We start from the raw sequence: 26616 nt of genomic DNA on the forward strand, positions 1-26616 counted from the left end.
GGCGCTCAGGCGCTGCCGAAGGCGTCGTCGAGCGACAGGCTGCTGCGCTGGCCGACGTCGCGGCGGTGCGCGTGCAGCCAGCGGTCGGCGGCTTCCAGGCCGCGGTCGAACAGGCCCGAGAGAAACGGCCACTGGGTCTGGGTCTTGCTGCTCGCGCCCAGGGCGGCCAGCGCCTCGCCGCCTTCGATGCGGTGGATGCGCAGCCGGTCCAGCCGCTGGAACAGCGGGTTGCGGTAGGTGTGGCCGGGGCCGTTCTCGCTGGCCAGCATCTGCTTGAGCAGCACGATGAAGCGCATTTCCTTGAGCAGCGAGGCGTTGAAGGTCACTTCGTTGATGCGGTCGAGGATGTCGTCGACCTTCACCGGCAGCTCCTGGCGCAGGCTGGGGTTGATCTGCACCAGCAGCAGGTCTTCCGCCGGGCTTTCGCGGATCAGCGGCAGCAGTGAGGGGTTGCCCGCGTAGCCCCCGTCCCAGTAGGCCTCGCCGTCGATTTCCACCGCCTGGAACAGCAGCGGCAGGCAGGCCGAGGCCAGCACCGCGTCGACGCTCAGCTCGTGCTGGTCGAACACGCGCAGCGCGCCGGTGCGCACCTGGGTGGCGGCGATGAACAGCCGGGTCTTGTCGCAGGCGCGCACCTGCTCGAAATTCACCGTGTCCTGCAGCACATCGCGCAGCGGGTTCAGGTTCAGCGGGTTGAGCTGGTAGGGCGAAAACTGGCTGCCGACCAGGGTGGCGGCCTGGCGGACCGGTTCGGACCAGGCCGCGATCCAGGGGTTGTCGGGCCCCATCAGGGCCGCCAGCGGGCCCATTTCGATGGCGTGGAAGGGCGAGGTCTGGGCGATGCGGCGCCAGAAGTGGCCCAGGGCTTCGCGCGCGGCTTCCCGGCCGCCTTTCATCAGGCCGTCGGCCATGACCACCGCGTTCATGGCGCCCGCGCTGGTGCCGCTGATGCTGGCGATCTCCAGCGTGTCGTCCTGCAACAGCCGGTCGAGCACGCCCCAGGTGAAGGCGCCGTGCGAGCCGCCGCCCTGCAAGGCCAGATCGATGAGCTGGCGGGCCGGCCGGGCAGACCGGCCGGCGGTGTGTGACGCAGAGGAGGCGGTGGAAGTCATGGCGAAATTGTGCACTGCAACATGAATCCCGGGCGGCGCGCGGGTCTTGGCCAGAGTGTCTGGGACAATGCAGGCCTTTCGCCGTCCCCTGCCGCCTTGGCGGCCTTTTTTCCGCATGTCCGACGCCGCCGCCGACCGCCCTTCCGTGAACGCCACGCCGCCCAGCGGTCCGCTGGCGCGCGAAGCGCTGGCGCTGGGCGCGTTCGACCATGTGGTGGCGCGCATGCCGGGCTTCCGGGTGCGTGAGGGCCAGCGCGAGATGGCGGCCCACATCGCCGAAACCCTGAGCGTGGTCGACTGGCCGCCCAAACCCGAAAAAGGCGAAGAGCCGCCTCCCATGGGTATCCGCGCCGTGGCCGTGGTGCAGGCCGGCACGGGGGTGGGCAAGTCGGCAGCCTACGCGGCCACCGTGATCCCGCTGGCGCTGGCCCAGAGCCGGCGGGTGATGATCTCCACCGCCACCGTGGCCCTGCAGGAGCAGCTCATCGCCAAGGACCTGCCCGCGCTGGCGCAGGCCCTGCCGCAACCGTTCGCCTTTGCCCTGGCCAAGGGCCGGGGGCGCTACGTCTGCCGCCTCAAGCTCGACCAGATGGCCGGCGGCGACGCCAGCACCGCCGACCTGTTCGGCGACGACGCGGCACCGGCCGTGCCCAGCGACGCGCTGGAGCAGGCCTGGGCCGAGCAGTCGCGCACCTACACCGAATGGGCGCAGCAACTCGACGCGGGCGACTGGGACGGCGACCGCGACCGCCTGGCCGAACCGCCCGACGCCAGCCTCTGGTCGCCCGTGGCGGCCGAACGCCACACCTGCACCGCGCGCCACTGCCCCAGCTACAACGGCTGCAGCTACTACCAGGCGCGCGCGCGCCTGGCGCAGGCGCAGGTGATCGTGGTCAACCACGATCTGCTGCTGTCCACCCTGGGCCTGCACGCGCTGCCGTCGCCGTCGGACTGTTACCTCGTGTTCGACGAGGCCCACCACCTGGGCGCGGTCGCGCAGGGCCAGTTCACCGAAAGCATGGACCTCATGCGCAACGGCTGGCTCGACAAGCTGCCGCGCGCGGTGAGCGACGTGGCCGGCGCCATCGGCCACCACCCCACGCTCGATGTGGCCGAGGCCGCGCGCGAACTCAAGACCGCGCAGGCCGACCTGGCGCGGCTGGCCATGGCGCGCCTGAGCGAATCGCCCGAATGGCTCGCGCTCACCGGGCGGCAGGCCGGCATGCGGCCGCGCAATGGTCGCGACGCTGAGGCCGGCTTCGAATTCAACGTGCCCAAGGCCACCGAACGTTTTGAAGGCGGGGCCATTCCCGAACCCTGGCTGGCCACGGTGGGCCTGATCGCCGGCCGCGCCGGGGCGCTGCTCAAGACCTTCGAGGCGCTGGCCACCGAACTCAAGGCGCTGGCGCGCGACGACCCTTCCGACGCCGCACGCTGCGCCCAGCTCTACAGCCGCATCGGCACCTTCGCTCCGCGCCTGCAGCACCTGGCGGCCACGGCCGAGCTCTGGCTGCAGGCGCCCGAGGCCGGCCAGCCGCCGCTGGCCAAATGGCTGGAGGCGGGCATCCAGAACGGACTGGTCACGCTGACCGCCCACGCCTGCCCGCTGCAGCCGGGCAGCCTGCTGCGCAGCCACCTCTGGGGCCAGGTGCGCGCGGCGGTGGCGACCTCCGCCTCGCTGGTGACCTGCGGCGGTTTCGATCACTTCCTGCACGAAAGTGGCCTGGCCTGGGACGACGCGGTGGCCGTGCGCGAGGTGCAGAGCCCCTTTGACCACGCGCGCCAGGGGCGCCTGGTGGTGGTGCCCACCGACGCCGACCCGCGCGACGTGGACGGCTACACACGCGAAATGCTCGACCTGCTGCTGGCCGATCTGCGCGAAGTGCGGCGCGGCGCGCTGGTGCTGTTCACCTCCAAGGCGCAGATGAAGCGTGCGCAGGAACTGCTCGAACGCGGCCAGCACCGCGAGCTGCGCGAACGGGTGCTGGTGCAGGGCGAGGCTTCGCGCACGCAGTTGCTCAAGCGCCACGCCACGCGCGTGGCCGACGGCGAAGCGTCGGTGCTGTTCGGCCTGCAGTCTTTCGGCGAAGGGCTCGATCTGCCGGGTGAACTCTGCGAATGGGTGTTCATCACCAAGCTGCCGTTTGCTTCGCCCAGCGACCCGGTGGGGCAGGCACGCGCCGACTGGCTCAAGGCCCAGGGGCGCGATCCGTTCAGCGAGCTGGTGGTGCCGGCCACCGGGGCGCGCCTGCTGCAATGGACCGGCCGCGCCCTGCGCAGCGAGACCGACGAGGCGGTGGTGGTCTGCTACGACGCCCGCCTGCTGCGCCAGGGTTATGGCCGCCGCATGCTCAAGGGCTTGCCGCCGTACCGGCTGCAGCGCCGCGAGGCCGGCGGTATGCTCGTCGACATTTCGCGATAAGGGGCCCCATGCTGTACGCCATCCTCAAACTGTTGCACGTGTTCGCCATCGTCGTCTGGGTCGGTGGCATGGTGTTCGCGCACGGTTTTCTGCGGCCCGCCGTGCTGCAACTGGCGCCGCCGCAGCGCCTGCCGCTGATGCACGATGTGCTGCGCCGGTTCTTCACCGCGGTGAGCGTGGCCGTGGTGGTCGTGCTCGGCACCGGGCTGTGGATGATCGGCCGCGTGGCCAAGGAAACGGTGCAGGCCGGCCTGGGCTTCAACATGCCGCTGAACTGGACCCTCATGGCCACGCTGGGCCTGATCATGATGGCCATCTTCGGCCACATCCGCTTCGCGCTGTTCAAGCGCCTGGCGCGCGCCGTGACCGCGCAGGACTGGTCGGCCGGCGGTGCCGCGCTGGCGGCCATCCGCACCTGGGTGGCGGTGAACCTGGTGCTGGGCGTGGTCACCATCGCGATCGCGTTGCTGATGGTGTGAGCGGCCTGGGGTCGCGCCGCCGGCCCGTTACCGCGGTGCCGGCAGGTCGTTGCCCCGCAGGCGCTGCCACAACCAGGGCAGGGCGCTGCCCAGGTCGGGCCGCTGGCTCACCTGCACGCTGGGGCTGCTGCCCGGCGCCCGGGCCGGTCCGAGGTCGAAATTGAACACGTAGTCGGGCTCCTGGCCCATGCGCAGGTCGGTGATGCGCAACTGCCCGGCCGGGGTGACCTGCAGCCGGTACAGGCCCTGGGTGAACGCGGCCAGGCGCGCCACGGGCGCCACCGCCGCGTGTTTGGCCATCAGGTCGGCGCCGCGCTCGTGCGCGGTCCAGCGCATCGTGGGGGTTGCGTCGAGCAGCGAACGGTAGCCCTCGTGGTAGTGCGTGGGCGTGACGGCCACCACCCGCCAGAGCACGGTGTTGAAAGGCGTGGGGGTGACCAGCAAGCGCTCGGCCGCCACGCCCTGCTGCCGCAGCGAGGTCTGCGCCGCCTGGGTGACCGCGTGCTGCGCCCACAGGCTCCAGCCGATGTAGAGGGTCGACAGCGCCAGCCCGGCGAGGTTCCAGCGCCGGCCGGTGGCGGGGTGGCGGGCCACCAGGGCCACGATCACCCCAACCAGCAGCGGCACCGTGTAGAGCGGATCGATGATGAACAGGCTGCCGACCGCGTAAGGGTGGTGGGTGAACGGCAGCAGCAACTGGGTGCCGTAGATGGTCAGCGTGTCCAGCAGCGGGTGGGTGATCAGGGCCAGCCACAGCGCGAGCCACCAGCGCGGGAACAGCACGGTTTCGCGGTGGATGCGGCTGACCAGCAGGGCCAGCAGCGGCGCGCCCACGCTCAGGTAGAGCAGGGCGTGGCTTTCGGCCCGGTGCAGCACCATGTTGAGCACGGCGTCGCCGTGGTCGATCAGGGCGTCCAGGTCGGGCAGGGTGCCGGCCACGGCGCCCCACAGCGCGGCCTTCCAGGTGGCTGTGCGCCGCCCCATGACGGCCACGGTGACGGCCGAGCCGAGCGCGATCTGGGTCAGGGAATCCATGGCCCGAGCTTAAGGGCGGGCCCCCTGGCCGCGCTGGCGTGGGGGCTTCAGGGGCGGACCACCAGCGGGAAGTCGGCCTGCAGCCCGTCGGGGCCCGGCGTGAACGGCCGGGTCAGCGCCGCCTGGCCTTCCGGGCCCAGCCGGCGCCAGAGAACGTCACGCGCATTGCCGGGGTCGCCCTGCACGTAGAGCTGGGTGGTCAGCAACTCCTGGCGGTCCAGCCGCACCTTGGCGTGGATGTGCGGCGTGCGGCCGGTGTAGGGCACGGGGCGCAGCGTGCGGAAGCGGTAGCGCCCGTCGCGACCCAGGGTCACGCGGCCGAAGCCCTGGAAGGCCGGATCGGCCCGGTTGCCGTCGCCAGGGTGGTGGTAGTGGCCCTGGTGGTCGCACTGCCAGATTTCCACCACGCCACCGCTCAGGGGCCGGCCCCGGGTGTCGGTCACCGTGCCCGTCAGCCAGGTGACCTGCCCGGGCGCTTCGGGGGCCGTGCCGTTGCGCAGCAGGTCGAAGTCGGTGTCTGCCGGCAGGCTCACCGGGTAGAACGGGCCTTCGGTCTGGCTCGGGGTGGGGTTCAGTGCGTTGGGGGTGCGGGCCAGCGCCGGTGTCAGCCAAGCGGGGGCGGCGAGGCCGGCGCACAGGCCGGCGGCGCCCGCCAGCACGCGCCGCCGGGCGGGTGTGGCCGGGGCAGAACCCGGGAGCGGGGGGCGCAGGGGCATCATGGCAGGCCTTTCAGGTCGGGCCTGCGCTCCGGGCGGCCGGATGGCCGACGTTCAGAGGTCCAGCGCGATGCGGCAGACGCTGCGGTCGTCGCGCTCGCAGGCATCTGTTTGGAAACCGAGCGAGCGGGCGAGTTCCAGCATGGCGCTGTTTTCCTGCAGCACGGTGCCTTCGACGCGCCGCGTGCCGCGCTGGCGCAGGTGGTCGAGCAGCTTGCCCATGAGCCGGCGGCCCAGGCCGCTGCCCTTGAGGTCCGAACGCACGATCACCCCGAATTCGGCGACGTCGTTGTCCGGGTCCACGTGGGCACGCACCGCACCCAGGGTTTCCTCGCCGCCTGCCGGCAGCGGCCGGGTGGCGATGAAAGCCATCTCGCGCGCGTAGTCGATCTGCGTCAGCCGCGCCAGTTCGCTGTGTTCGATGCTGCGCCGGCTGTGGAAGACGCGCAGGCGGATGTCTTCCGGGTCGAGCCGCTCCAGGAAGGCCAGGTGCTGGGCCTCGTCCTCCGGGCGGATCGGCCGCAGCGTGAGCGGCCCGCCGCGCCAGTCAAGGGTCTCGACCAGTTCCACCGGGTAGGGCCGGATGGCGAAGTTCGCCGCGCCCGCGGGGCGCTGGGCCGACACCCGCACCCGCGCGTCCAGCGCCACCGCGCCTTCGTGGTTGGCCAGCAGCGGGTTGATGTCGAGCTCGGCGATTTCGGGCACCTCGGCCAGCAGCTGCGACACCGCGACCAGCACGCGCGCGATGCCGTCTAGGTCGGCAGCGGGTTCGTCGCGGTAGCCCTGCAGCAGTCTGTGGATGCGCGTGCGGGCGATTTGCGCCCGGGCCAGCGGCGTGTTCAGGGGCGGTAGGGCGAGCGCGCGGTCGGCCAGCACCTCGACGGCGGTGCCGCCGGCGCCGAACAGGATCACCGGGCCGAACACGCGGTCGACACTGGCGCCCACGATGAGTTCGTGCGCGTGTTTCTTGCGCACCATGGGCTGCACGGTGAAGCCCTGCACGTCGGCGTCGGGGCGCAACTGGCGCGCGCGCGCCAGCATGCTGGTGCAGACCTCGCGCAGCTCGTCGGCGTTGCCGATGTTCAGCCGCACGCCGCCCACGTCGGACTTGTGGCTGATGGCGTGCGAGAGGATCTTGATCACCACCGGGTAGCCCAGCGCATCGGCGACCGCCACCGCCTCGGTGGCACTGGGGCCGACCACGCGCGTGGGCACCACGGGCAGGCCGGCCGCAGCCAGCAGGGATTTGGCCTCCGGCTCGGTGAGGATCTCGCGGCCGTCGGCCAGCACGGCGTCGACGATGGCGCGGATGGTCGGCAGGTCGGGGGCCAGCGCCGCGTCGCGGGCGGGCGGGGTTTCCAGCAGTTCGGCCTGGTGCAGCCGGAAGGTGCGCAAAAAGGAGAAGGCGCGCACGGCCTCTTCGGGCGTGTTGAAGTCGGGCACGCCGGCGTCGCGGAACCGGCGCCGCGCCTCGGCCACGGCGCGGTCGCCCAGCCAGCAGCCCAGCATGCGGTGCGGCGCCTTGGCCACCTGGGGCAGCAGGGCCTCGGCGATCTGTGTGCTGGGCACGATGGCGGTGGGGGCGTGGATGAACAGCACGGCGCTGGCGGTGTCTTGCGCGAGCGCTTCCATCGCCGCCACGTAGCGCGGGGCGGGCGCGTCGCCGATGATGTCCACCGGGTTGGCGCGCGACCAGTTGCCGGGCAGCACCGCGTCCAGGCGCCGCAGCATGGCGTCGTCCAGCGGGGCCAGCGGCACGTTCAGCGCGGCCGCTTCGTCGGCGGCCATCACGCCCGCGCCGCCCCCGTTGGTCAGCACGATCAGTCGCTCCGACGGGCCGTCGCGGAAGCGCGCCAGCGTTTCGGCGGCCAGGAACAGGTCGTGCAGCGTGAGCACGCGCAGCATGCCGGCGCGCGCGATGGCGGCGTCGAACACCGCGTCGGAGCCGGCGAGGGCGCCGGTGTGCGAGGCCGCAGCGGCCTGCCCGGCGGCCGAGCGCCCGGCCTTGACCACGATCACCGGCTTGTTGCGCGCCGCCGCGCGCGCGGCCGACATGAATTTGGGGCTTTCGTCGATGCTCTCGATGTAGAGCAGGATGGCGCGGGTCTTCGGGTCGCTGCCGAGGAAGTCGAGCAGGTCGCCGAAGTCGACGTCGGCCCGCTCGCCGAGCGAGACGAAGTGCGAAAACCCGATGCCGCGCGCGGCCGCCCAGTCCAGCATGGCCGTGACCAGGGCGCCTGACTGCGAGACAAAGGCCAGCTCGCCCGGCTGGGCGCCGATGTGGGCGAAGCTGGCGTTCAGCCCCAGGTGTGGCACCAGCATGCCGATGCAGTTGGGCCCGAGGATGCGCAGCGTGTGCCGGCGCGCGGCGTCGAGCATGGCCTGCTTGGCGGCCTTGTCGAGGCCGGCGGTGACGACGATGGCAGCCCGCGTGCCGCGTGCGCCAAGCTGGCGGATCAGCGGCGCCACCGTGTCCGGCGGCGTGCAGATGACGGCCAGATCCGGCGCTTCGGGCAGCGCATCGGTATTTTTGTAGGCCTTGTGCTGGCCCAGGTGGCTGTATTTGGGGTTGACCGGGTAGAGCCGGCCGGCAAAACCGCCCTGGGCAAGGTTGCGCCAGACCGTGGCGCCCACGCTGGCGGCGCGCTCGGAGGCGCCGAACACGGCCACCGAGGCCGGGGAAAACAGGGCGTCAAGGTGGCGGATGCTCATGAGTCGGTCTTTCCGGGTTCCCCCTTTTTGGACGACATGAAGGCGATCAGGGCCAGCCGCATGGCTTCTTCCACCGACATGTCCACGGGCGTGGTCCAGCTGCGCGGCACGAACACCGTGTAGCCGCCGATCATGTAGCCCATCGGCAGGTAGACGGCAACCTGGTCGCGCTCGCCCAGCTGCCCGGGCAGGCCCTTCATGCTTTGCCGGGTCACCAACCCGATGATGCCCATCTCGCCGCCGGGCACGTTGAGCACCACCACCTGCTGGGCGTCCTGTTCGTGCGGCGCGAAATAGTCGGCGAAGTTCTTGAGCGAGGAATAGATGCTCTTGACCAGCGGCAGGTTGGTGAAGGGCAGCTCGATCAGGGACAGCAGGCGCCCGGTGATGGGCTGCGAGACCAGGAATCCCAGCGCCAGGATCAGCAGCGCGCCCAGGGCAATGCCCAGGCCCGGCAGGTAGAACTCGCCCGTGAACGGGCGCAGCAACTGCATGGCGGTGTGCTCGGCCCACGAAACGAGCAGGTAGAGCACGTACACCGTGATCGCCAGCGGCAGCAGGGTGATGAGGCCGCGCAGGAAATACTGCGACAGGCGGTGTGCCGGGGGATCGGCCGGGGTGGACGAAGGCGGGGGTGTCATGGTGCAATCAGCATAGCAGCCGCTGGCGGCGAAATCGAGGCAAGCCGAGACCCGGTCTTGCATTCCGCCCAGCCACCCCCAGTTGTGCTTTCCTGCATTCTTCGGGAACGCCGGGCCCGCGCCCAGGCTCCCACATGGCATGAACACAGTTTCCGACTTCCTCGGCCGCGTGTTGCGCGGTCTGGTCCGCCTGGCTCTGGTGCTGGCTGCGGGCGTTTTTGTGCTGAGCTTTCTGCTGGCCGCCGTCGTGGTGGTGCTGGGGATGTCGCTGTGGTCGCTGATCACGGGGCGCAAGCCGGCGCCGGTGGTGATGTTCACCCGCATGCGCGAGCAGTCGCGGCGCTATGCGCAGGGCGTCTGGCAGGGGGCGGCCGCGTCGGGCGACGTGCTCGACGTGGAGGCCACCGAAGTGCAGGACGGTGGCGCGCGCCCCGATCGGCCGCTGCAGCGCCTGCCCTGAGCCAGCCGTTCCTCAGTCCGCCGTCGGCGCCGCCCGGCGCTGCAACGCCAGGTCGTAGAGCCGGTTGCGCGGCGCGCCGGTGATGTCGGCGCACACCTTCACGGCCGTCTTGACCGGCAGTTCGGCCAGCAGCCGGTCCAGCGTCTTCAGCGTGGCCGCATCCAGGGCGTCTTCGTCCGCGCGGGGCGGCGCCGGGTGGAGGATCAGGGCGAACTCGCCGCGCTGCCGGTTCGGGTCAGCGTCGAACCACGCCGGCAGCGCCGAAGCCGGCATCTGCGCGACCTGCTCGAACTGTTTGGTCAGTTCCCGACCCACGGTGACGGTGCGTTCTCCCAGCACCGCCAGATCGGCCGCCAGGGCCACGATGCGGTGCGGCGCTTCCAGCAGCACCGTGGTGCGGGGGTCGGCGGCCAGCGCCTGAACGGCCTGGCGCCGCTCGGTCGATTTCGGGGGCAGGAAGCCAGCGAAGACGAACCGGCTGTCACCGCCTCCCAGCCCGGCCACGCTCAGCAAGGCGGTGACGCTGCTGGCCCCGGGCAGCGGCACGCAGCGCAGGCCGGTAGCCGCCACGACGGCACACAGGCGTGCCCCCGGATCACTCACGCCTGGCGTGCCGGCGTCGCTCACATAGGCCACCCTTTCCCCCGCTTGCAGGCGCTGCACCACGGTCTGTGCCGCCTGGGCTTCGTTGTGTTCGTGCAGGGCCAGCAGCGGTTTGTGCAGGCCGTAGGCCTGCAGCAGCGCGGCGGTGTGCCGGGTGTCCTCGCAGGCGACCGTGTCGGCCAGGTCCAGCACGTGCAAGGCCCGCAGGCCGATATCGGCGAGGTTGCCGATGGGGGTCGCCACCATGTACAGCGCGCCCTGCGGATAATGCTGCGATCCGGCCAGCTCACGGGCAGCGGCCAGCAGGGAAGGGGAGGTAGGGGGCAATGTGGAATTTCCGGAAAACGGCGGCCACCACGACCAAGCAACGGGGCGACGCGGCCGAAGAGGTCGCTCTGGCGCACCTGCAGCGGCAGGGTCTGCGGCTGGTGCAGCGCAACTTCCGCTCGCCCGGCCGGGGCGGGGGTGAGGTCGATCTGATTATGCGCGAGCCCGACGGCACGCTGGTGTTTGTGGAGGTGCGCCAGCGCTCAGGTGCCAGCCGGGGCGGTGCGGGCGGCAGCATCACGGCGCTCAAGCAACGGCGCATCGTGTTTGCGGCGCGGCACTTTTTGCACCGCCAGGGGTCTGAACCGCCATGCCGTTTCGATGTGATCCTGCTCGACGGGCCTGCGGCCGAAGGTCAGGCGCCTTCGATCGAATGGCTGCGCGCAGCCTTTGATGCTTCTGCAAGCTTTTGATACACCGACGCTCGCTATCATCCATGCCATGCTTTTGCAACGCATCCAGCAACAGTTCATCGACAGCGCGGACCTGAAGTACCAGTGTGCGCAAACCCTTTCACCGGCCGTGGAAGCGGCCACCGGCGCCCTGCTGGCCTGCGTGACCGGCGGCGGCAAGGTGCTCGCCTGCGGCAACGGGGCCTCGGCCGCCGCCGCGCAGCATTTTGCGGTCAGTTTTGTCGGGCGCCATGAGCGCGAGCGCCCCGAGCTGGCCGCCTTGTCGCTGGCTTCGGACGCGGCCCTGATCACCGGCATCAGCACCGATTTCGATGGCCGCTCAGTGTTCGCGCGCCAGGTGCGCGCGCTGGGCCAGTCCGGCGACGTGTTGCTGGTGCTGTCCACCAGCGGCAATTCGGCCAATGTGCTGGCGGCCGTGGAAGCCGCGCACGAGCGCGACATGACCGTGGTGGCGCTGACCGGGGCCCGCGGCGGCGGCCTCGTGCAGACGCTGCGCGACACCGACGTGCACGTGTGCGTGCCCCACGAGCAGCCGTCCCGGATTCTCGAAGTGCACCACCTGGTGCTGCACTGCCTGTGCGATGGCGTGGACGCGCAATTGCTGGGGGTGCCCGATTCCTTGACCACCGAACAGGAGCTTGCCTCATGAAAACCTCTTTCTCCCCGAGCCGATGGACCCTGGGCCTGCTGGGCGTCGCGGCGCTGTCGGCCGCGCTCTCGGCGTGTGCCCCGCTGGTGGTGGGCGGCGCCGTGGCGACGGGCGCGATGGTGGCCGTGGACCGGCGTTCTTCCGGGGCGCAACTGGACGACCAGGCCATCGAACTGCGTGCTGCCAGCCGCATCCGCGACCAGATGGGGTCGCGGGCCCGCATCAATGTGACCAGCTACAACCGGCGCGCCCTGCTCACGGGAGAGGTGGCCAACGAGCGCGACAAGGCGCTGGCCGAGCAGGTCGTCAAAGGGGTGGACAACGTGGCCGGTGTCTTCAACGAACTGGGCATCACCAACAGCCCTTCGCTCAAGGAGCAGGTGGCCGATACCGTGCTCACGGGCCGGGTCAAGGCCGGGCTGGTCGACACCAAGGGCCTGTCGGCCTCGGCCTTCAAGGTGGTCAGCGAGCGGGGCACGGTGTACCTGATGGGCCGTGTGACGGCCCGCGAAGCCGATCAGGCCACCGAGGTCGCGCGCACCACCCAGGGGGCGCAGCGCGTGGTGCGGGTGCTGGAAATCATCAGCGACGAAGAGCTGGCGCGCATCCAGTCGTCGTCCCCCAGTACCAGCAACTGATGCGTGCGTGGGCCGGGTCCACCGGCCCGCAACGCATCAGCGCAGGCGCTTGATCAGGCTGGACGTGTCCAGCCGGTGACCGCCCATGGCCTGCACGTCGGCATAGAACTGGTCGACCAGTGCGGTCACGGGCAGACGGGCGCCGTTGCGTTTGGCCTCGTCGAGCACCAGACCGAGGTCCTTGCGCATCCAATCCACGGCGAAGCCGAAGTCGAACTGGTCGGCGACCATGGTCTTGCCGCGGTTGTCTAGCTGCCAGCTCTGGGCCGCCCCCTTGCCGATCACGTCCAGCACGAGGTTCACGTCCAGGCCTGCCTTCTGGCCGAATGCAATGGCCTCCGAGAGGCCCTGGACCAGGCCGGCGATGCAGATCTGGTTGACCATCTTGGTCAGTTGCCCGGCACCGCTGCCGCCCATGAGGGTGAAGGCGCGGGAGAAAGCCATCGCCACCGGGCGGGCCGCGTCGAAGGCGGCGGTATCGCCGCCACACATCACGGTCAGCGCGCCGTTCTGCGCGCCGGCTTGGCCGCCCGAAACCGGGGCGTCCACGAAGGCCAGCCCCAGGTGTTTGGCCGCACCGTGCAGTTCGCGCGCCACGTCTGCCGAGGCGGTCGTGTGGTCCACGAAGATGCCGCCGGGTTGCAAGCCAGCGAAGGCGCCGTCCGCGCCCAGCGTGACCGCGCGCAGGTCGTCGTCGTTGCCGACGCAGCAGAACACGATGTCGGCGCCCATGGACGCCTCGCGCGGGGTGCCTTTGGCAGAACCGCCGAACTCGGCCACCCAGGCTTGGGCCTTGGCCGGCGAGCGGTTGTAGACCGTCACCGCATGCCCGGCCCGTGCCAGGTGCCCGGCCATGGGGAAGCCCATGACACCCAGCCCGAGAAAAGCGACTTTCTTCGGCGCTGTGGATTCGTAGGTTTTGGCGGCGATGCTGCTCATGGATGGGTCTGCGAACAAGAAGGGAAGTTCACCAAGAAACGCTGCGGAGCCGGCTTTGCCGGGCCGCAGGCATGGGCCCCTTGAGGGGGTGACGCGCCGCAAGCGCGGCGCGAGAGGGCTCAGACAATCGTGAGGTGCTCGGTGCCGGCGGCCAGGTCCAGCGTGCGGGCGCGCTGGCTGTAGAGCTTGATTTGCAGCCGCAGGTCGTTGAGCGAGTCGGCGTTGCGCAGAGCGTCTTCGAGCGTGATGATGTTGGCCTCGAAGGCTTCGTACAGCGCCTGATCGAAGGTCTGCATGCCGATGTTGGTGCTCTTCTTCATGATCTCCTTGATCTCGGCGACATCGCCCTTGAAGATCAGATCCGTGATCAATGGGGAGTTGAGCATGATCTCGACCGCTGCGTAGCGGCCCTTGCCGTCCTGGCGCGGCACCAGCCGCTGCGAGATCAGGGCGCGCAGGTTCAGCGACAGGTCCATCAGCAGCTGGGGGCGGCGCTCTTCAGGGAAGAAGTTGATGATCCGGTCCAGGGCCTGGTTGGCGCTGTTGGCGTGCAGCGTGGCCAGGCACAGGTGCCCGGTTTCGGAGAACTGGATCGCGTACTCCATGGTGTCGCGATCACGGATTTCGCCCATCAGAATCACGTCGGGTGCCTGCCGCAGCGTGTTCTTGAGCGCGATCTGCCAGTTGTCCGTGTCCAGTCCCACCTCGCGCTGCGTGACCACGCAGTTCTTGTGCGGGTGCACGAACTCGATCGGGTCTTCGATCGTGATGATGTGGTCCTGGGTGTTTTCGTTGCGCCAGTCGACCATGGCGGCCAGCGAGGTGGACTTGCCCGAGCCGGTGGCGCCCACGAGGATGCACAGCCCGCGCTTGCCAGTGGCCACTTCCTTGAGCACCTGGGGCAGGCCCAGCACGTCGATGGTCGGCAGCACCGCCGGAATGGTCCGCAGCACCATGCCGATCTTGCCCTGCTGCACGAAGGCGCTGACCCGGAAGCGCCCGATGCCGGGCGGCGAAATCGCGAAGTTGCACTCGTTGGTGCGTTCGAACTCGGCCGCCTGTTTGTCGTTCATGATCGAACGCGCCAGCGCCAGGGTGTGGGTGGCATTCAGGGGCTGCGGCGAGACCTTGATGACCTTGCCATCCACTTTGATGGCGGGCGGAAACTCGGCCGTGATGAACAGATCGCTGCCGCTGCGGCTGAGCATCAGCTTGAGCAGGTCGTTGATGAACTTGGATGCCTGATCGCGTTCCATGAGAGGGCCTTTGCGCGGACTGAAGCGGAAACGGAGGACTGCTGCGGGGACTCAGGTGGCGGGCGAGTGGCAGGGGCTGGGCACGATCAACCCGGGAAATTTTCGGGAATCTTGGCCTTGCCGCGGGCTTCGGCCGGGCTGATGACGTTGCGGCGCACCAGATCGGCCAGGTTCTGGTCGAGCGTCTGCATGCCCATCGAGTTGCCGGTCTGGATGGCCGAGTACATCTGGGCCACCTTGTTCTCGCGGATCAGGTTGCGGATGGCGCTGGTGCCGATCATGATTTCGTGCGCGGCCACGCGCCCGCTGCCATCCTTGAGCTTGCACAGCGTCTGCGCGACCACCGCCACCAGCGATTCCGACAACATGGCGCGGACCATGTCCTTTTCTTCGGCGGGGAACACGTCGATGATCCGGTCGATGGTCTTGGCCGCGCTGCTGGTGTGCAGCGTGGCGAACACCAGGTGGCCCGTTTCGGCCGCCGTCATGGCCAGGCGGATGGTTTCCAGGTCGCGCAATTCGCCGACGAGGACCGCATCCGGGTCTTCCCGCAGGGCCGAGCGCAGGGCGTTGGCAAAACTCAGGGTGTGCGGACCGACCTCGCGCTGGTTGACCAGGCACTTCTTGGATTCGTGCACGAATTCGACCGGATCCTCGATGGTCAGGATGTGGCCGTATTCGGACTCGTTGAGGTGGTTGACCATGGCCGCCAGGGTGGTGGACTTGCCCGAGCCGGTGGGCCCGGTCACCAGCACCAGGCCGCGCGGGCGCAAGGCCAGATCGGCAAAGATCTTGGGTGTGTTGAGCTGCTCCAGCGTCAGCACCTTGCTGGGAATGGTCCGGAACACAGCGCCAGCGCCCCGGTTCTGGTTGAACGCATTGACGCGAAAGCGCGAAAGCCCTTCGATTTCGAACGAGAAATCCACCTCCAGGAATTCTTCGTAGTGCTTGCGCTGGCTGTCGTTCATGATGTCGTACACCATGGCGTGGACCTGCTTGTGGTCCAGCGGCTCGACGTTGATGCGTCGCACGTCGCCGTGCACCCGTATCATGGGCGGCAAGCCAGCGGAAAGGTGCAGATCGGAAGCCTTGTTCTTGGCAGCAAAGGCAAGCAGTTGGGTGATATCCATCCCGATTCCCGTATGGCGTGTTGGTGCGACAACCGATTATGACGACGATTGAGGGCAATCTCCAGCAAGTTCGCGGTGCGATCGCCACAGCCTGTGAACAGGTTGGCCGGACTGTGGACAGCGTCCGACTCCTGGCGGTCTCCAAAACCTTCGGACCCGATGCCGTGGTGCAGGCCTGGCGTGCCGGGCAGGACGCCTTTGGCGAGAACTACATCCAAGAAGGGGTGGAAAAAATGCTGGCCGTGCGCGAGCAGTGCCCGCAGGCGCTGCTGCAGTGGCACTGCATCGGCCCCATCCAGAGCAACAAGACCCGCCTCGTGGCCACGCATTTCGACTGGGTTCAGTCGGTGGACCGGCTCAAGATCGCCCAGCGCCTGAGTGAGCAGCGCCCACCGGAGGCACCGCCCTTGCAGGTCTGCCTGCAGGTCAATGTCGACGGGGGGGCGAACAAGGCCGGCGTGGCGCCTGACGCGCTGGAGGCGCTGGCCGAGGTCGTGGCACCGCTGCCCCGGTTGCGCCTGCGCGGGCTGATGTGCATTCCCGAACCGGCCGAGACCCGGGACGCGCAGATGGCCGTGTTCCAGCGCGCACGGGCGCTGTTCGATCGGCTCAACGAGCGGGGCTACGGGCTGGACACGCTGTCCATGGGCATGAGCGAGGACCTGCCCGCAGCGATTGCGGCCGGGTCCACCCTGGTGCGAGTGGGGCGCGGAGTGTTCGGCTTCCGCGCGCGCAAGACCACCGGCTGAGCCGGCGGGCATCGGCCTTCAGCTCAGCGCACCACCGGCTTGATGTTGCCGCACTGGGCGTTGAGCCAGCGGCCCGTGCCTTCCACGGTGGTGTTCATGGTCTTGCCGGCTTGCGCGGTCTTGACCTGCATCTTCATGTCGTAGCCGGTATCGCCACGGAAGGTGTAGGTGCCTTCGCCCGATGACTGCGGGTCCTTGCAGGCGAAGCTGAGCTTGACCGTGTTGCCGGTGCGGGAGTGGATCTTGGTGGTGCAGTCGCCTTCGGCCTGCGTGGGCAGATCGTTGCGTGCGGCCATTTCGGGTGTGATGCAGATCTGCATGGCCATGGCGCCGCCGGCCCCTTGCCCGATCTTCAGCCCCTGCGAGGCCATCATGTCTTCCATCTGCTTGCGTTGCGCCGGGGGCAGGCTGGCCAGTTGCTGGCGCATCTGGGCCATGGCCTGGTCCACTTCGGGGTTGCCGCCGACCTTGGACTGGATTTCCCACAGACCGGGTTTGGTGGTCTGGGCCATGGCGGTGGCGGACAGCAAGGCCAGCACGGGCAGGCTCCGGCGGAGCAGGGAAAGGCGCATCGGGTTCTCCATGAATCGGCGAAAGGAAAGACCGCATTGTGTCTTGCCCTCCGGTGCGTGCCTACCCCCCGGTTGGGGGGCTCAGAGCGGCAGCCGGCTGCTGTTCTTCACCTCTTCCATCACCGCATAGGTGCGCGTCTCGCGCACACCCGGCAGTTCCCACAGCACCCGGCCGGCGAAGTCGCGGTAGGCGGCCATGTCGGCCATGCGGGTCTTGAGCAGGTAGTCGAAGCCGCCGGCCACCATGTGGCACTCCATGATTTCGTCGCGGACCTGAACCGCCGCTTTGAATTCGTTGAACACGTTGGGGGTGGTGCGGTCGAGCAACACCTCGACGAAGACCAGCATGCCGCGTCCGAGCTGGAGCGGGTTCAGCCGCGCCTCGTAACCCAGGATGTAGCCGTCGCGCTGCAGGCGTTGGGTGCGTGCCAGCACGGCGGTGGGCGACAGCGCCACGGCCTCGGCCAGCTTGAGGTTCGAGATCCGCCCGTCAGCCTGGAGAACTTTCAGGATGCGCAGGTCGATGCGGTCAATTTCTGGGGTGTGGTCAATCATGGGTGGTGAATTATCCTGTCCCAACTAAAAAAACAGCGAAAAATTCATTGATGGGGTCATCAGACTGTCGGTATTCGCTGTTCCATCCCGCTCCGGAGAACCCCCATGCCTCGCCGCATCGACCGACTGCCTTTTCCCTACCGGCCCGAAGCCGAGACCGTGGCCCAGCGCCTGGCTGCCTTGCAGGGGGCGCTGGACTGGGCGGCGGCGGCCCAGGCGGCCGCGCCCTGGGTGCGGGCGGTGCGCGAGAACCCGCCGCCTTTCTGGGCCATGGAAAGCCTGCTCAAGGAGTACCCGATCTCCAGCGCCGAAGGGCTGGCGCTGATGCGCCTGGCCGAGGCGCTGCTGCGGGTACCCGATGTCGAAACCGCCATCGCGCTGACCGCAGATCAACTGGGCCGGGCGGATTTCGACGGTGCGGCGCACGCCACCGCCGGGCCGGCCCCTGTTGGCGCGGGCCTTCTTGGGCAGCCTGGCGAAACCAGGGGAGGGGGGCAGGTCTCGGCGCTGGCGCGGCTCTCGTCCAGCGCCATCGCCTTGTCCAAACACTTCCTGCCCGAGTCCGGCCACGAACCCGGCCTGATGGCCAAGCTGGGCGCGCGTACCGTGGTGGCGGCCACGCTGCGGGCCGTGCAGTTGCTGGGCCGGCAGTTCGTGCTGGGCCAGACCATCGCCGAGGGCATGAAGGAGGCCGCGGCTGCGCGCAAGAATCAGGCAAACCTGCGGGTGCTGCCGGGCCGTGCCAAGGCGGAACAGTCGTTTGCGGGGAGCAGCGACCCACGCACCGGTGGCGCAGGGGGGCTCTGGTTCAGCTACGACATGCTGGGAGAAGGCGCGCGCACCGCGGCCGACGCGCTGCGCTACCAGGCCAGTTACGCGGACGCCATCGCGGCGATCGCGAAGGGGGCCGATCCCGCACGCCATCCGTCGCAGAACGACGGCATCTCGATCAAGCTCAGCGCCTTGCACCCCCGCTATGAAGACGCGCAACACGGTCGCGTGATGGCCGAATTGGTGCCGCGCGTGTGGTCCTTGTGCCAGGCTGCGGCTGCGGCCAACCTCAACCTGACCATCGACGCCGAAGAGGTCGACCGGCTCGAACTGTCGCTGGAGGTGTTCGAGGCGCTGGCGGCGCGTGTGGCCCAATACTGCCCGCAGTGGCCTGGCCTGGGCCTGGCGATGCAGGCTTACCAGACGCGTGCGGTGGAGCTGATTGATCACGTGGCTTCGCTGGCCCGGCAATACCGGATCCGCTTCATGTGCCGGCTGGTCAAGGGAGCCTATTGGGACGCCGAGATCAAGCGCGCGCAGGAACAGGGTTTGCCGGCCTATCCGGTGTTCACCCACAAGCACCACACCGATGTGAGCTACCTGGCGTGCGCCCAGGCACTGCTGGGGGCTCCCGACGCGATTTTTCCGCAGTTCGCCACCCACAACGCCGGCACCATCGCGGCCATCCTGCAAATGGCCTCGCGCAAAGGGGTGCCGTTCGAACTGCAGCGCCTGCACGGCATGGGCGAAGGCATCTACCGCGAGGTCCTCAAGAACCCGCTGGTGAGCTGTCGCGTCTACGCCCCGGTGGGTGCGCACCGCGACCTGCTGGCCTACCTGGTGCGGCGCCTGCTGGAGAACGGCGCCAACTCGTCTTTCGTGCACCAGTTGGCCGACGAGTCGGTGGGCATGGACGAACTGCTGATCTCGCCGCTGCGGCTGGAGCCGGACGGTTCACTGCCGCTGCCGCCGGAGCTGTACGGTGCGGCGCGGGCCAACAGCAGTGGCCGCGACCTGGCCGTGGTCGTCCAGCGCGACGAACTGCTGGCGGCGCACGCGGCCTGCACCGTGCCTGTGGTGCCTGAGGCCCAGGCCGATCAGGCAGCCGACGCGGTGGCGCGTGCCATCAGCGCCTTCGCGGCCTGGAACCACACGCCGGTGGCGCAGCGTGCGGCCATGCTGCGCTTCGCCGCCGACACGCTGGACGCCGCGCTGCCGCGCTTTGGCGCCCTGCTGGTGAAGGAGGCGCACAAGACCTGGGGCGACGCCGTGTCCGAGGTGCGCGAGGCGGTGGACTTTCTGCGCTACTACGCCAACGAGGCCGAGCGTGTGATGGCGCCACAGACCTTGCCAGGCCCCACGGGCGAGAGCAATACGCTGCGCCTCGAAGGCCGCGGCGCCTGGGTCTGCATCAGCCCCTGGAACTTCCCGCTGGCCATCTTCATGGGGCAGGTCGCGGCCGCGCTGGCCACGGGCAACACCGTGCTGGCCAAGCCGGCCGAGCAGACGCCGGCGGTGGCGCTCGAAGCCGTCAAACTGCTGCACGCCGCCGGCATCCCGCCAGACGCGCTGCAGCTGTTGCATGGCCCGGGCGAGACGGTGGGCGCCGCGCTGGTGGCCGCGCCCGGCGTGGCCGGCGTGGTGTTCACCGGCTCCACCCAGGTGGCCAAGCTCATCCAGCGCGCGCTTGCCGCGAAAGACGGCCCTATCGTGCCGCTGATCGCCGAAACCGGCGGCATCAACGCCATGCTGGTCGACAGCACGGCCCTGCCCGAGCAGGTGGCCGACGCGGTGGTGCAGAGCGCCTTCCGCAGTGCCGGGCAACGCTGCTCGGCGCTGCGCCTGCTGTGCGTGCACGAGGCGATCGCCGACGGCGTGATCGAGATGATCCAGGGCGCGGCGAAGGAACTCGTGGCCGGCGATCCGTCGCAGTTGGCGACCGACCTTGGGCCGGTGATCGATGCCGAGGCCTTCGACAACATCCAGCGCCACCTGCTCCGTCTCCACGGAAGCGCCCAGGCGCTGCTGCCCAGTACCGATGCGGTGCCTGTGCTGCCCAATTTGGTTGCGCCCCAGATGTTTGAAGTGAACGCCATTGCCGACGTGACCGCTGAAATCTTCGGCCCGGTGCTGCAGGTGGTGCGCTGGCGCGGTGAGCCGATGGACGTGATCCGCCAGATCAACGCGCTGGGCTATGGCCTGACGCTGGGCATCCAGACCCGCATCGACAGCCGCGCGCAGGCGCTGGCCGCGGCGGCGCGGGTGGGCAACGTTTATGTCAACCGCAACATGATCGGCGCCGTGGTGGGCGTTCAGCCCTTCGGCGGCGAAGGCCTCAGCGGCACCGGACCCAAGGCCGGCGGGCCCAATTATCTGTTGCGCTTTTGCGCCGAACAGACGCTGACCATCAACACCACCGCGGCGGGGGGCAATGTGACGCTGCTGGCCGCAGGCTGAGCCGGTTGCGCGCGGGGCGCGCTATCAGACCAGATCGCCGTAGCCGGTGTTGCGCACCCCGGTGCCCCCTGAGGGCGGGGCGGTCTGGTTGACGTTCACCCAGAACTCGCAGACGTGTTTCATTGCGTTGAGAAACTGCGCGAATTCGGTCGGCTTGGCGATGTAGGCGTTGGTGCCGGCGTCATAGGCGCGCTGCAGGTCGCTGGGCTCGGTGGAGGATGTGAGCACGACCACCGGAATGTTGTGCAGCGTGTCCGAACCCTTGATTTCCTTGAGCACGCCGATGCCATCAAGCAGCGGCATCTTCAGGTCCAGCAGCACCAGGATCGGGTCGCCCACGGGCCGTCCGCTGAAGTGGTCGCGCCGGTGCAGGTAGTCCAGCGCCTGCATGCCATCGGACACGTGCGTGACCCGGTGGTCCAGACCATAGCGCGCCAAGGCCAGCTTGGTCAGTTCGGCGTCGTCGGGGTTGTCTTCGACGAGCAGGATGGCTTCTGCGTGATGGTTCATGGTCACAGGGAGGCAAGGAATGAGTCTGGTGCGCTGTCCGAAGAAGGGGCGCTCTCGAAGGGCAACGAAAAGTGGAACACGCTGCCTTCCCCGAGACGACTCTCCGCCCAGATGCTGCCACCGTGACGCTCGATGATGCGACGGGTCAGGGCCAATCCGATGCCCGTTCCCTCGAATTCCGACGCGCGATGCAGACGCTGGAACACGCCAAACAGTTTCTGTGAGTATTTTGTATCAAAGCCCACGCCGTTGTCACGGACATAAAAGGTGTAGCCGACGGCTGGATCAACGCTCCAGCCGATTTCGATGCGGGCGCAGGCGCGGGGACGGGTGTATTTGTAGGCATTGCCCAACAGATTGGCCCAGACTTCGCGCAGCAGCAGGCCGTCGCCCTGCACGACCGGCAGGTCGGGGGCGATCACCCATTCGATGGTGCGACCCTCCGTGTCGTGGGCGAGCTGCGCCACCACGGCGTCCACCAGCAAGGCAAAGTCGACCGAGGTCATGTTCACCGCCGCACGGCCGAGCCGGGAGAACGCCAGCAGACCATCGATCAGCTGGCTCATGTGGCGCGCCGAGTTGGCGATGGTGTTCAGGTACTTGCGGGTGGCCTCGTCGGTGCGCCCGTGCAGATGCTCTTCCAGCAGGCTGACGAAGCTGGAGATGTGGCGCAGGGGCGAGCGCAGGTCGTGGGAGACCGAGTAGGAGAACGATTCGAGCTCCTTGTTGGCCGCCAGCAGTTGCTCGGTGCGTTCGGCCACGCGGTTTTCCAGCTCGTCGTTGATGTTGCGCATGAGGTCGTCCAGGCGCTTGGCGTCCGTCATGTCGCGGTTGATCCGGGCGAAGCCCTGCAACTCGCCACTGTCGTCCCGCAAGGCGATCAGCAGGGAGTGCGAAAAGTAGCGGGTGCCGTCCTTGCGCTCGTGCCAGCTCTGGAGCTCGTGCTGTCCGCGCGAAGCCGCCAGGCGCAGCATCTGTTCGGCCTTGGCGTGGGACGCCTCGGGGATGGTGCCGCGAAACAGCACCGAATAGTGGCGGCCGACGACTTCGGTCGGGGAATAGCCTTCCATGCGCTGGGCGCTGTCGGTCCAGTCGGTGATGCGGCCCTGGGCATCGAGGAAAAAGATGCAGTACTCGCGCAGGTTGTCCACCATCAGCCGGAAGCGTTGTTCGCTCTCCAGCAACTCGGCCGAGCGCTCGCGGATGCGGGTCTCGAGTTCGATGTTCAGGTGTTTGACGCGCTCTTCGACCTGTTTGCGGGCGGTGATGTCGATCAGCTGGATGAACACCCCTTGCACGGCGTCCTTGTGCAGGTCGGGCAGGTAGGACGCACGGATGAACATCGGCGCGCCGTCGACCGTGGTGCGCCAGGTCTCGAAATGCTGGGGCTCGCCCCGCAGCGCCGCTTTCAGCCGGGGTTCGACCTCCTGCCAGACGGTGGGCGACACGCACTGGCTGATGTGCAGGCCGGTGATCTTTTCGGGATCCAGGCCCAGCAATCGGTGGTGCTCAAGGTTGGCAAAACGGAAGCGCAGGGATGCGTCCAGGTAGGCGATCAACCCCGGGACGTGGTCGGTGATCGTCTGCATGAAGCGCTGCTGGTCACGCAGCGCCGCCTCGGCGGCCTTGCGTGCGGAGATGTCGACCACCGTGGTGTTGCTGCGCAGGAATTCGCCTTGCAGGTCGCGAACGGCCGACGAGGACAGCAGCGCGTGAAAGATGCTGCCGTCTTTGCGGCGGACCGCGTATTCGACGTTTTCCACCGGGACACCGGCAATCAGCCGCTGCAGGCGGTCTGCCAGCAGGGTCGCACGCTCCGGAAGCACGATGTCACGGAAGGACAGCCGGCCGATGACTTCTTCGCGGGTGTAGCCCAGCCAGCCCAGTTCGGTGTCGTTGATCGAGACGAAGACCCCGTTCCGGTCCAGCGAGTGGTAGCCGCAGGGGGCGTGGTCATAGAGCGCCTGCGACAGGGACAGCGCCTCGTGCAACTGCCGGTTGATGCGCTGCACGCTGTCTTCCGAGGCTTTGCGCTCGGTGATGTCCAGCATCTGGATGATCAGCCCCTGGACCTCGCCGTCCTGGCGGTACGGGGTGTATTCGACGCTGGCGTAGAAGCGGTGGCCGTCGGGGAAAGTGCGTTCGCCTTCGAAACGCTGCGATTCGCCCCGCAGGGCGGCTGCCAGGCGTTCCCGTGCGGGCTCGTAGTCGCGCGCCGGAGCGATCTGGCTCAGGTGCATGCCCACCAGATCGTCGGGTGAACCGCCGGTCCAGCGCGCGTACGCCGCGTTGGCAAAGCGGCAGCTCAGTTCGCGATCGAAAAAGGCGAGCTGGACCGGCACCGTGTTGGTCACCGCTTGCAGAAAGCTGCGCTGGGCGTGCAGGGCCGCTTCGGCTGCCTTGCGGGCGGTGATGTCCAGCAAGGTGCTGTTGGTGCGCAGGAACTGGCCGTTCTCATCGTAAACGGCGGTGCTGGAAGCCAGGGCCACGAACGGGCGTCCATCCGGCAGTTTGAGGCTGACTTCTTCGGGGTCGAGCCGGCCCGTGCGCATCAGCTGTTCGCGCCGCGCCTCTTGCTGTGCCAGGTATTCCGGCTGCACCAGATCGTGCGCACAGAGTTTGCCCTCCACCTCTTCCCGGGTGCGCCCGAGCCAGTTCAGTGCGGTCTGGTTCATCATCTGAACCACGCCGTGCACGTCCAGCGAGTAGTAGCCGCAGGGTGCGTGGTCGTAGAGTGCGCGGGCTTCCGACAGGGTGGTCTGCAGGCGTTCGTTGGCGAGGGCCAACTCTTCGGTCCGCTCCTTGACGCGTTGTTCCAGTTCGGCATTGAGGCGGCGCACCTCGTCCTGGCGTTCGTGCTGCTCGGTCACGTCGCGCGAGACGGCCAGCAGCATGACCGGCGAACCGTTGGCATCGAGGATGGGGGAAATCAGCGTGTCCCACCATTTGCCGCGCCCCTTGAACGTGGGCGCGAAGCCGAAGAACCGCGCATGTTCGCCGCGGCGGGCGCGTTTCACCGCATCCAGGGCGACGTCGTGGCCATCGTCGGGCCACCAGGTGGTCCAGTCGGATCCGCGGACCTGTTCAAAATCGTCGACCTCGACCAGCTTGCAGCCCTGCTGGGTCATCTGGAGCAAGCGCGCATCCAGATCCAGCACCTTGGTGCAGTCGGGGCTGCTGGCGATGATCTGCCGGTTGAGCTGGTCCTTGATCTGGGCGTCGGCCTCCAGCGTGCGCAGCCGCGAAACGTCCTGCACGAAGCCCAGGTGGCCAAACAGCTGTCCCCGGGCGTCGCGCTGCGGTACGTTGCGCACCAGCACGTGGCCGATGTCGTTGTCCGGCCGCTGGATCCGGAACTCCACATTCAGGCTTTCGCCCTGGCCAATGCCCTTGGCCCAGTGCGCCCGCACCTGGTCCACGTCGTCGGGGTGCAGGCGGGCGAACCAGCCGAAATTGGGGAAATCGGTGGCCTCCAGCGCGAAGATGCGGCACAGGGATTCGTCCACGTGCGTGAGCATGCCGACCGCGTCGGTGCGGAAAACCCCGATGGGAAAGACGCTGGCCAGGGCCGAAAACAGGGCTTCGTACTCCAGCTGTGCCTGCGAGGCCGGCTTGACGCCCAGGCCCACGACCGGCAGGTCGGCATCGGGTGTTTCGGGGGCGAGCTGGCGGGCGTACTGCTGGCGCAGCAACTGGTTTTCGTGCCGCAGGGCTTCGATTTCCTGCAGGAGCGCAGCCTCCCGAGCGGACGCAGGAACGTCTCCGGCCTTGGCGGCAGGGCCACCGTAGAGAGGGTACAGCGCGCTCATCGCGCCAACTGTACCCCAGCGTCGAAACGGGGTCTCTCGGATTTAGCCGTCAGAAACGGGGCAGTTCTGGAAACGCCAACTGCCCGCCGCGCACGAGCATCTTGCCGTATTCGGCGCAGCGGTGCGTGGTCGGAATCACCTTGCCAGGGTTGAGTAGTTCTTTGGTATCAAAGGCGTGCTTGACGGCGAACATCAGCCGGTTTTCTTCGGCGCTGAACTGCACGCACATGCTGTTGAGCTTTTCCACGCCGACGCCGTGTTCACCCGTGACGGTACCGCCCATGGCGACGCTGGTTTCCAGGATGTCGGCGCCGAACAGTTCGCAGCGGTGGAGCTGGTCGGGATCGTTGGCATCGAACAGGATCAGCGGGTGCAGGTTGCCGTCGCCGGCGTGGAAGACGTTGGCGCAGCGCAGGCCGTACTTCTGTTCCATCTGGCCGATGGCGATCAGGATGTCGGCCAGGCGTTTGCGCGGAATGGTCGAGTCCATGCACATGTAGTCGGGGCTGATGCGGCCCGACGCCGGGAAGGCGTTCTTGCGGCCGCTCCAGAAGCGCAGGCGCTCGGCCTCGTCCTTGCTCACCGCGATGGCGGTGGCGCCGCAGCCGCGCAGCACCGCGCTCATGCGGCCGATTTCCTCTTCCACCTCTTCGGGCGTGCCGTCGCTTTCGCACAGCAGGATGGCCTCCGCGTTCAGGTCGTAGCCGGCCTTGACGAAGTCTTCGACCGCGGCGGTCATGGGCTTGTCCATCATCTCCAGACCTGCCGGGATGATGCCGGCCGCGATGACCGAAGCCACCGCGTCGCCCGCCTTCTGGATGTCGTCGAAGCTGGCCATGATGCAGCGCGCCAGCAGGGGCTTGGGCACCAGCTTGACGGTGACTTCGGTGGTCACGGCCAGCATGCCTTCGCTGCCGATCACCAGCGACAGCAGGTCCAGACCTGGCGTGTCGAGCGCGGTGCCGCCGAAGGTCACGGGCTCGCCCTCCACGGTGAAGCCGCGCACCTGCAGCACGTTGTGCACGGTCAGGCCGTACTTCAGGCAGTGCACGCCACCGGAGTTCTCGGCCACGTTGCCGCCGATGGTGCAGGCGATCTGGCTGCTGGGGTCGGGTGCGTAGTACAGGCCATGCGGCGCGGCCGCCTCGCTGATGGCCAGATTGCGCACGCCGGCTTGCACGACAGCGGTGCGCGAACGGGGATCGATCGACAGGATCCGGTTGAATTTGGCCAGCGACATCGTCACGCCCAGCGCGTGCGGCATGGCGCCGCCCGACAGGCCGGTGCCGGCGCCTCGGGCCACCACCGGCACGGCCAGCGCGTGGCAGGTCCGGAGCACGGCCGCGACCTGGGTTTCGGTTTCCGGCAGGGCCACCACCAGCGGCCGTTCGCGGTAGGCGGTCAGGCCGTCGCACTCGTAGGGCACGGTGTCCTCGGGTTGCCAGAGCAGCGCGTGGGCGGGCAGAACGGCCTGGAGCGCGCGCACCACCTCGGCCTGGCGGGCGGCGCGCTCGGCGCGGGTGACTTCGGCAGGGGCGGCGACAGCGTTCATGCGCGGCAGTGTACGGGCGGAAGCCGGTGGGCGCATTGAAGAAACTTGCAGCGTCGTTTGAACGCGGTTGTGCGCGGGGGCGCCTGCCGGGTCTTGAAAAGCCGCTGTC

Annotated in this window: 22 protein-coding genes; 8 read left to right on the forward strand and 14 right to left on the reverse strand. The window is 68.6% G+C overall.

Features of this window, described 5'->3' with window-relative positions; genetic code table 11:
- Positions 1–5: 5 nt before the first annotated feature.
- The gene (locus L0977_RS08240; protein WP_234264378.1) at positions 6–1112 is read right to left on the reverse strand and encodes a patatin-like phospholipase family protein; all 1107 of its coding nucleotides are present in this window, start codon (positions 1110–1112) and stop codon (positions 6–8) included.
- 115 nt (positions 1113–1227) lie between these two features.
- Here L0977_RS08240 and dinG point away from each other — a divergent pair, with 115 nt between their 5' ends.
- Both dinG and L0977_RS08250 read left to right on the forward strand, forming a co-directional pair.
- Positions 1228–3534, forward strand: a complete 2307-nt coding sequence (gene dinG / locus L0977_RS08245; RefSeq protein WP_234264379.1) for an ATP-dependent DNA helicase DinG — start codon at positions 1228–1230, stop codon at positions 3532–3534.
- A gap of 8 nt (positions 3535–3542) precedes the next feature.
- A complete protein-coding gene (locus tag L0977_RS08250) occupies positions 3543–4013 on the forward strand; it encodes a CopD family protein (RefSeq protein WP_234264380.1) in 471 nt (156 codons plus the stop codon).
- 27 nt (positions 4014–4040) lie between these two features.
- Here the strand turns inward: L0977_RS08250 and L0977_RS08255 are convergent, their stop codons facing one another.
- Genes L0977_RS08255 through L0977_RS08270 form a run of 4 tightly spaced genes read right to left on the reverse strand, consistent with a single transcriptional unit; the run spans position 4041 to position 9117 of the window.
- Positions 4041–5048, reverse strand: coding sequence for a metal-dependent hydrolase (locus tag L0977_RS08255; RefSeq protein ID WP_234264381.1), 1008 nt, complete (start codon positions 5046–5048; stop codon positions 4041–4043).
- A gap of 47 nt (positions 5049–5095) precedes the next feature.
- Entirely contained in the window at positions 5096–5767 is a 672-nt protein-coding gene (locus L0977_RS08260; RefSeq protein WP_234264382.1) for a protocatechuate 3,4-dioxygenase, read from the reverse strand.
- Between the two features lie 51 nt (positions 5768–5818).
- Positions 5819–8476, reverse strand: a complete 2658-nt coding sequence (locus L0977_RS08265) for a bifunctional acetate--CoA ligase family protein/GNAT family N-acetyltransferase (protein ID WP_234264383.1) — start codon at positions 8474–8476, stop codon at positions 5819–5821.
- Positions 8473–9117, reverse strand: a complete 645-nt coding sequence (locus L0977_RS08270; protein ID WP_234264384.1) for a DUF502 domain-containing protein — start codon at positions 9115–9117, stop codon at positions 8473–8475. The genes L0977_RS08265 and L0977_RS08270 overlap by 4 nt, the downstream gene beginning before the upstream one ends.
- A gap of 139 nt (positions 9118–9256) precedes the next feature.
- Here L0977_RS08270 and L0977_RS08275 point away from each other — a divergent pair, with 139 nt between their 5' ends.
- Positions 9257–9577 carry a hypothetical protein gene (locus tag L0977_RS08275; protein ID WP_234264385.1) on the forward strand — a complete coding sequence of 107 codons (321 nt, stop codon included), beginning with the start codon at positions 9257–9259 and terminating at the stop codon, positions 9575–9577.
- A gap of 12 nt (positions 9578–9589) precedes the next feature.
- Here L0977_RS08275 and rsmI read toward each other — a convergent pair whose 3' ends face one another.
- On the reverse strand, positions 9590–10507 hold the full coding sequence (gene rsmI, locus L0977_RS08280) for a 16S rRNA (cytidine(1402)-2'-O)-methyltransferase (RefSeq protein ID WP_234264386.1): 918 nt from the start codon (positions 10505–10507) through the stop codon (positions 9590–9592).
- Between rsmI and L0977_RS08285 the strand changes: the two genes are divergently transcribed.
- The 3 genes from L0977_RS08285 to L0977_RS08295 are packed head-to-tail and all read left to right on the forward strand — an operon-like array spanning position 10507 to position 12207.
- Complete coding sequence (locus L0977_RS08285) at positions 10507–10920, forward strand: YraN family protein (protein WP_234264387.1); 414 nt, start codon at positions 10507–10509, stop codon at positions 10918–10920. The two genes, rsmI and L0977_RS08285, sit on opposite strands and share 1 nt — an antisense overlap.
- Positions 10921–10948: 28 nt before the next feature.
- Complete coding sequence (locus tag L0977_RS08290; protein ID WP_234264388.1) at positions 10949–11569, forward strand: SIS domain-containing protein; 621 nt, start codon at positions 10949–10951, stop codon at positions 11567–11569.
- Positions 11566–12207 carry a BON domain-containing protein gene (locus L0977_RS08295; protein ID WP_234264389.1) on the forward strand — a complete coding sequence of 214 codons (642 nt, stop codon included), beginning with the start codon at positions 11566–11568 and terminating at the stop codon, positions 12205–12207. Before L0977_RS08290 ends, L0977_RS08295 begins: the two co-directional genes overlap by 4 nt.
- A gap of 36 nt (positions 12208–12243) precedes the next feature.
- Here L0977_RS08295 and L0977_RS08300 read toward each other — a convergent pair whose 3' ends face one another.
- From L0977_RS08300 to L0977_RS08310, 3 genes are all read right to left on the reverse strand, one after another.
- On the reverse strand, positions 12244–13146 hold the full coding sequence (locus tag L0977_RS08300) for an NAD(P)-dependent oxidoreductase (RefSeq protein WP_234264390.1): 903 nt from the start codon (positions 13144–13146) through the stop codon (positions 12244–12246).
- Positions 13147–13265: 119 nt separating this feature from the next.
- Positions 13266–14402 (reverse strand): PilT/PilU family type 4a pilus ATPase, encoded by a 1137-nt coding sequence (locus tag L0977_RS08305; RefSeq protein ID WP_234264391.1) that lies wholly within the window; start codon positions 14400–14402, stop codon positions 13266–13268.
- 86 nt (positions 14403–14488) lie between these two features.
- Complete coding sequence (locus L0977_RS08310) at positions 14489–15532, reverse strand: type IV pilus twitching motility protein PilT (RefSeq protein ID WP_234264392.1); 1044 nt, start codon at positions 15530–15532, stop codon at positions 14489–14491.
- Between the two features lie 38 nt (positions 15533–15570).
- Between L0977_RS08310 and L0977_RS08315 the strand changes: the two genes are divergently transcribed.
- A complete protein-coding gene (locus L0977_RS08315) occupies positions 15571–16281 on the forward strand; it encodes a YggS family pyridoxal phosphate-dependent enzyme (protein WP_234264393.1) in 711 nt (236 codons plus the stop codon).
- A gap of 23 nt (positions 16282–16304) precedes the next feature.
- On the opposite strand, the gene L0977_RS08320 is transcribed toward L0977_RS08315, so the two are convergent.
- Together L0977_RS08320 and L0977_RS08325 are read right to left on the reverse strand one after the other, a co-directional pair.
- Positions 16305–16853 carry a DUF3617 domain-containing protein gene (locus L0977_RS08320; protein ID WP_234264394.1) on the reverse strand — a complete coding sequence of 183 codons (549 nt, stop codon included), beginning with the start codon at positions 16851–16853 and terminating at the stop codon, positions 16305–16307.
- 81 nt (positions 16854–16934) lie between these two features.
- A complete protein-coding gene (locus tag L0977_RS08325; RefSeq protein ID WP_234264395.1) occupies positions 16935–17408 on the reverse strand; it encodes an Lrp/AsnC ligand binding domain-containing protein in 474 nt (157 codons plus the stop codon).
- Between the two features lie 105 nt (positions 17409–17513).
- On the opposite strand from L0977_RS08325, the gene L0977_RS08330 reads away from it, so the two are divergent.
- Positions 17514–20636 (forward strand): L-glutamate gamma-semialdehyde dehydrogenase, encoded by a 3123-nt coding sequence (locus tag L0977_RS08330; protein ID WP_234264396.1) that lies wholly within the window; start codon positions 17514–17516, stop codon positions 20634–20636.
- Positions 20637–20660: 24 nt separating this feature from the next.
- Here L0977_RS08330 and L0977_RS08335 read toward each other — a convergent pair whose 3' ends face one another.
- From L0977_RS08335 to L0977_RS08345, 3 genes are read right to left on the reverse strand one after another with little or no spacing between them, the layout of a single operon-like run.
- The gene (locus tag L0977_RS08335; RefSeq protein ID WP_234264397.1) at positions 20661–21146 is read right to left on the reverse strand and encodes a response regulator; all 486 of its coding nucleotides are present in this window, start codon (positions 21144–21146) and stop codon (positions 20661–20663) included.
- Positions 21147–21148: 2 nt separating this feature from the next.
- Entirely contained in the window at positions 21149–24955 is a 3807-nt protein-coding gene (locus L0977_RS08340) for a PAS domain-containing sensor histidine kinase (RefSeq protein ID WP_234264398.1), read from the reverse strand.
- Positions 24956–25004: 49 nt separating this feature from the next.
- Positions 25005–26507, reverse strand: a complete 1503-nt coding sequence (locus L0977_RS08345) for an FAD-linked oxidase C-terminal domain-containing protein (RefSeq protein WP_234264399.1) — start codon at positions 26505–26507, stop codon at positions 25005–25007.
- Positions 26508–26616 lie beyond the last annotated feature (109 nt).

It is taken from the genome of Hydrogenophaga sp. NFH-34, assembly GCF_021401345.1.
Taxonomy (GTDB): Bacteria; Pseudomonadota; Gammaproteobacteria; order Burkholderiales; family Burkholderiaceae_C; genus Hydrogenophaga; species Hydrogenophaga electricum.

Bases quoted from the DNA above. Each gene is read 5' to 3' on its own strand.
- L0977_RS08285 (WP_234264387.1), top strand. From the start codon at position 10,507: ATGTGGAATTTCCGGAAAACGGCGGCCACCACGACCAAGCAACGGGGC.
- L0977_RS08325 (WP_234264395.1), bottom strand. From the start codon at position 17,408: ATGATTGACCACACCCCAGAAATTGACCGCATCGACCTGCGCATCCTG.
- L0977_RS08255 (WP_234264381.1), bottom strand. From the start codon at position 5,048: ATGGATTCCCTGACCCAGATCGCGCTCGGCTCGGCCGTCACCGTGGCC.
- L0977_RS08265 (WP_234264383.1), bottom strand. From the start codon at position 8,476: ATGAGCATCCGCCACCTTGACGCCCTGTTTTCCCCGGCCTCGGTGGCC.
- L0977_RS08250 (WP_234264380.1), top strand. From the start codon at position 3,543: ATGCTGTACGCCATCCTCAAACTGTTGCACGTGTTCGCCATCGTCGTC.
- L0977_RS08330 (WP_234264396.1), top strand. From the start codon at position 17,514: ATGCCTCGCCGCATCGACCGACTGCCTTTTCCCTACCGGCCCGAAGCC.
- L0977_RS08320 (WP_234264394.1), bottom strand. From the start codon at position 16,853: ATGCGCCTTTCCCTGCTCCGCCGGAGCCTGCCCGTGCTGGCCTTGCTG.
- L0977_RS08315 (WP_234264393.1), top strand. From the start codon at position 15,571: ATGACGACGATTGAGGGCAATCTCCAGCAAGTTCGCGGTGCGATCGCC.
- L0977_RS08345 (WP_234264399.1), bottom strand. From the start codon at position 26,507: ATGAACGCTGTCGCCGCCCCTGCCGAAGTCACCCGCGCCGAGCGCGCC.
- L0977_RS08335 (WP_234264397.1), bottom strand. From the start codon at position 21,146: ATGAACCATCACGCAGAAGCCATCCTGCTCGTCGAAGACAACCCCGAC.
- L0977_RS08260 (WP_234264382.1), bottom strand. From the start codon at position 5,767: ATGATGCCCCTGCGCCCCCCGCTCCCGGGTTCTGCCCCGGCCACACCC.
- L0977_RS08300 (WP_234264390.1), bottom strand. From the start codon at position 13,146: ATGAGCAGCATCGCCGCCAAAACCTACGAATCCACAGCGCCGAAGAAA.
- L0977_RS08275 (WP_234264385.1), top strand. From the start codon at position 9,257: ATGAACACAGTTTCCGACTTCCTCGGCCGCGTGTTGCGCGGTCTGGTC.
- L0977_RS08305 (WP_234264391.1), bottom strand. From the start codon at position 14,402: ATGGAACGCGATCAGGCATCCAAGTTCATCAACGACCTGCTCAAGCTG.
- L0977_RS08295 (WP_234264389.1), top strand. From the start codon at position 11,566: ATGAAAACCTCTTTCTCCCCGAGCCGATGGACCCTGGGCCTGCTGGGC.
- dinG (WP_234264379.1), top strand. From the start codon at position 1,228: ATGTCCGACGCCGCCGCCGACCGCCCTTCCGTGAACGCCACGCCGCCC.
- L0977_RS08310 (WP_234264392.1), bottom strand. From the start codon at position 15,532: ATGGATATCACCCAACTGCTTGCCTTTGCTGCCAAGAACAAGGCTTCC.
- L0977_RS08270 (WP_234264384.1), bottom strand. From the start codon at position 9,117: ATGACACCCCCGCCTTCGTCCACCCCGGCCGATCCCCCGGCACACCGC.
- L0977_RS08290 (WP_234264388.1), top strand. From the start codon at position 10,949: ATGCTTTTGCAACGCATCCAGCAACAGTTCATCGACAGCGCGGACCTG.
- L0977_RS08340 (WP_234264398.1), bottom strand. From the start codon at position 24,955: ATGAGCGCGCTGTACCCTCTCTACGGTGGCCCTGCCGCCAAGGCCGGA.
- L0977_RS08240 (WP_234264378.1), bottom strand. From the start codon at position 1,112: ATGACTTCCACCGCCTCCTCTGCGTCACACACCGCCGGCCGGTCTGCC.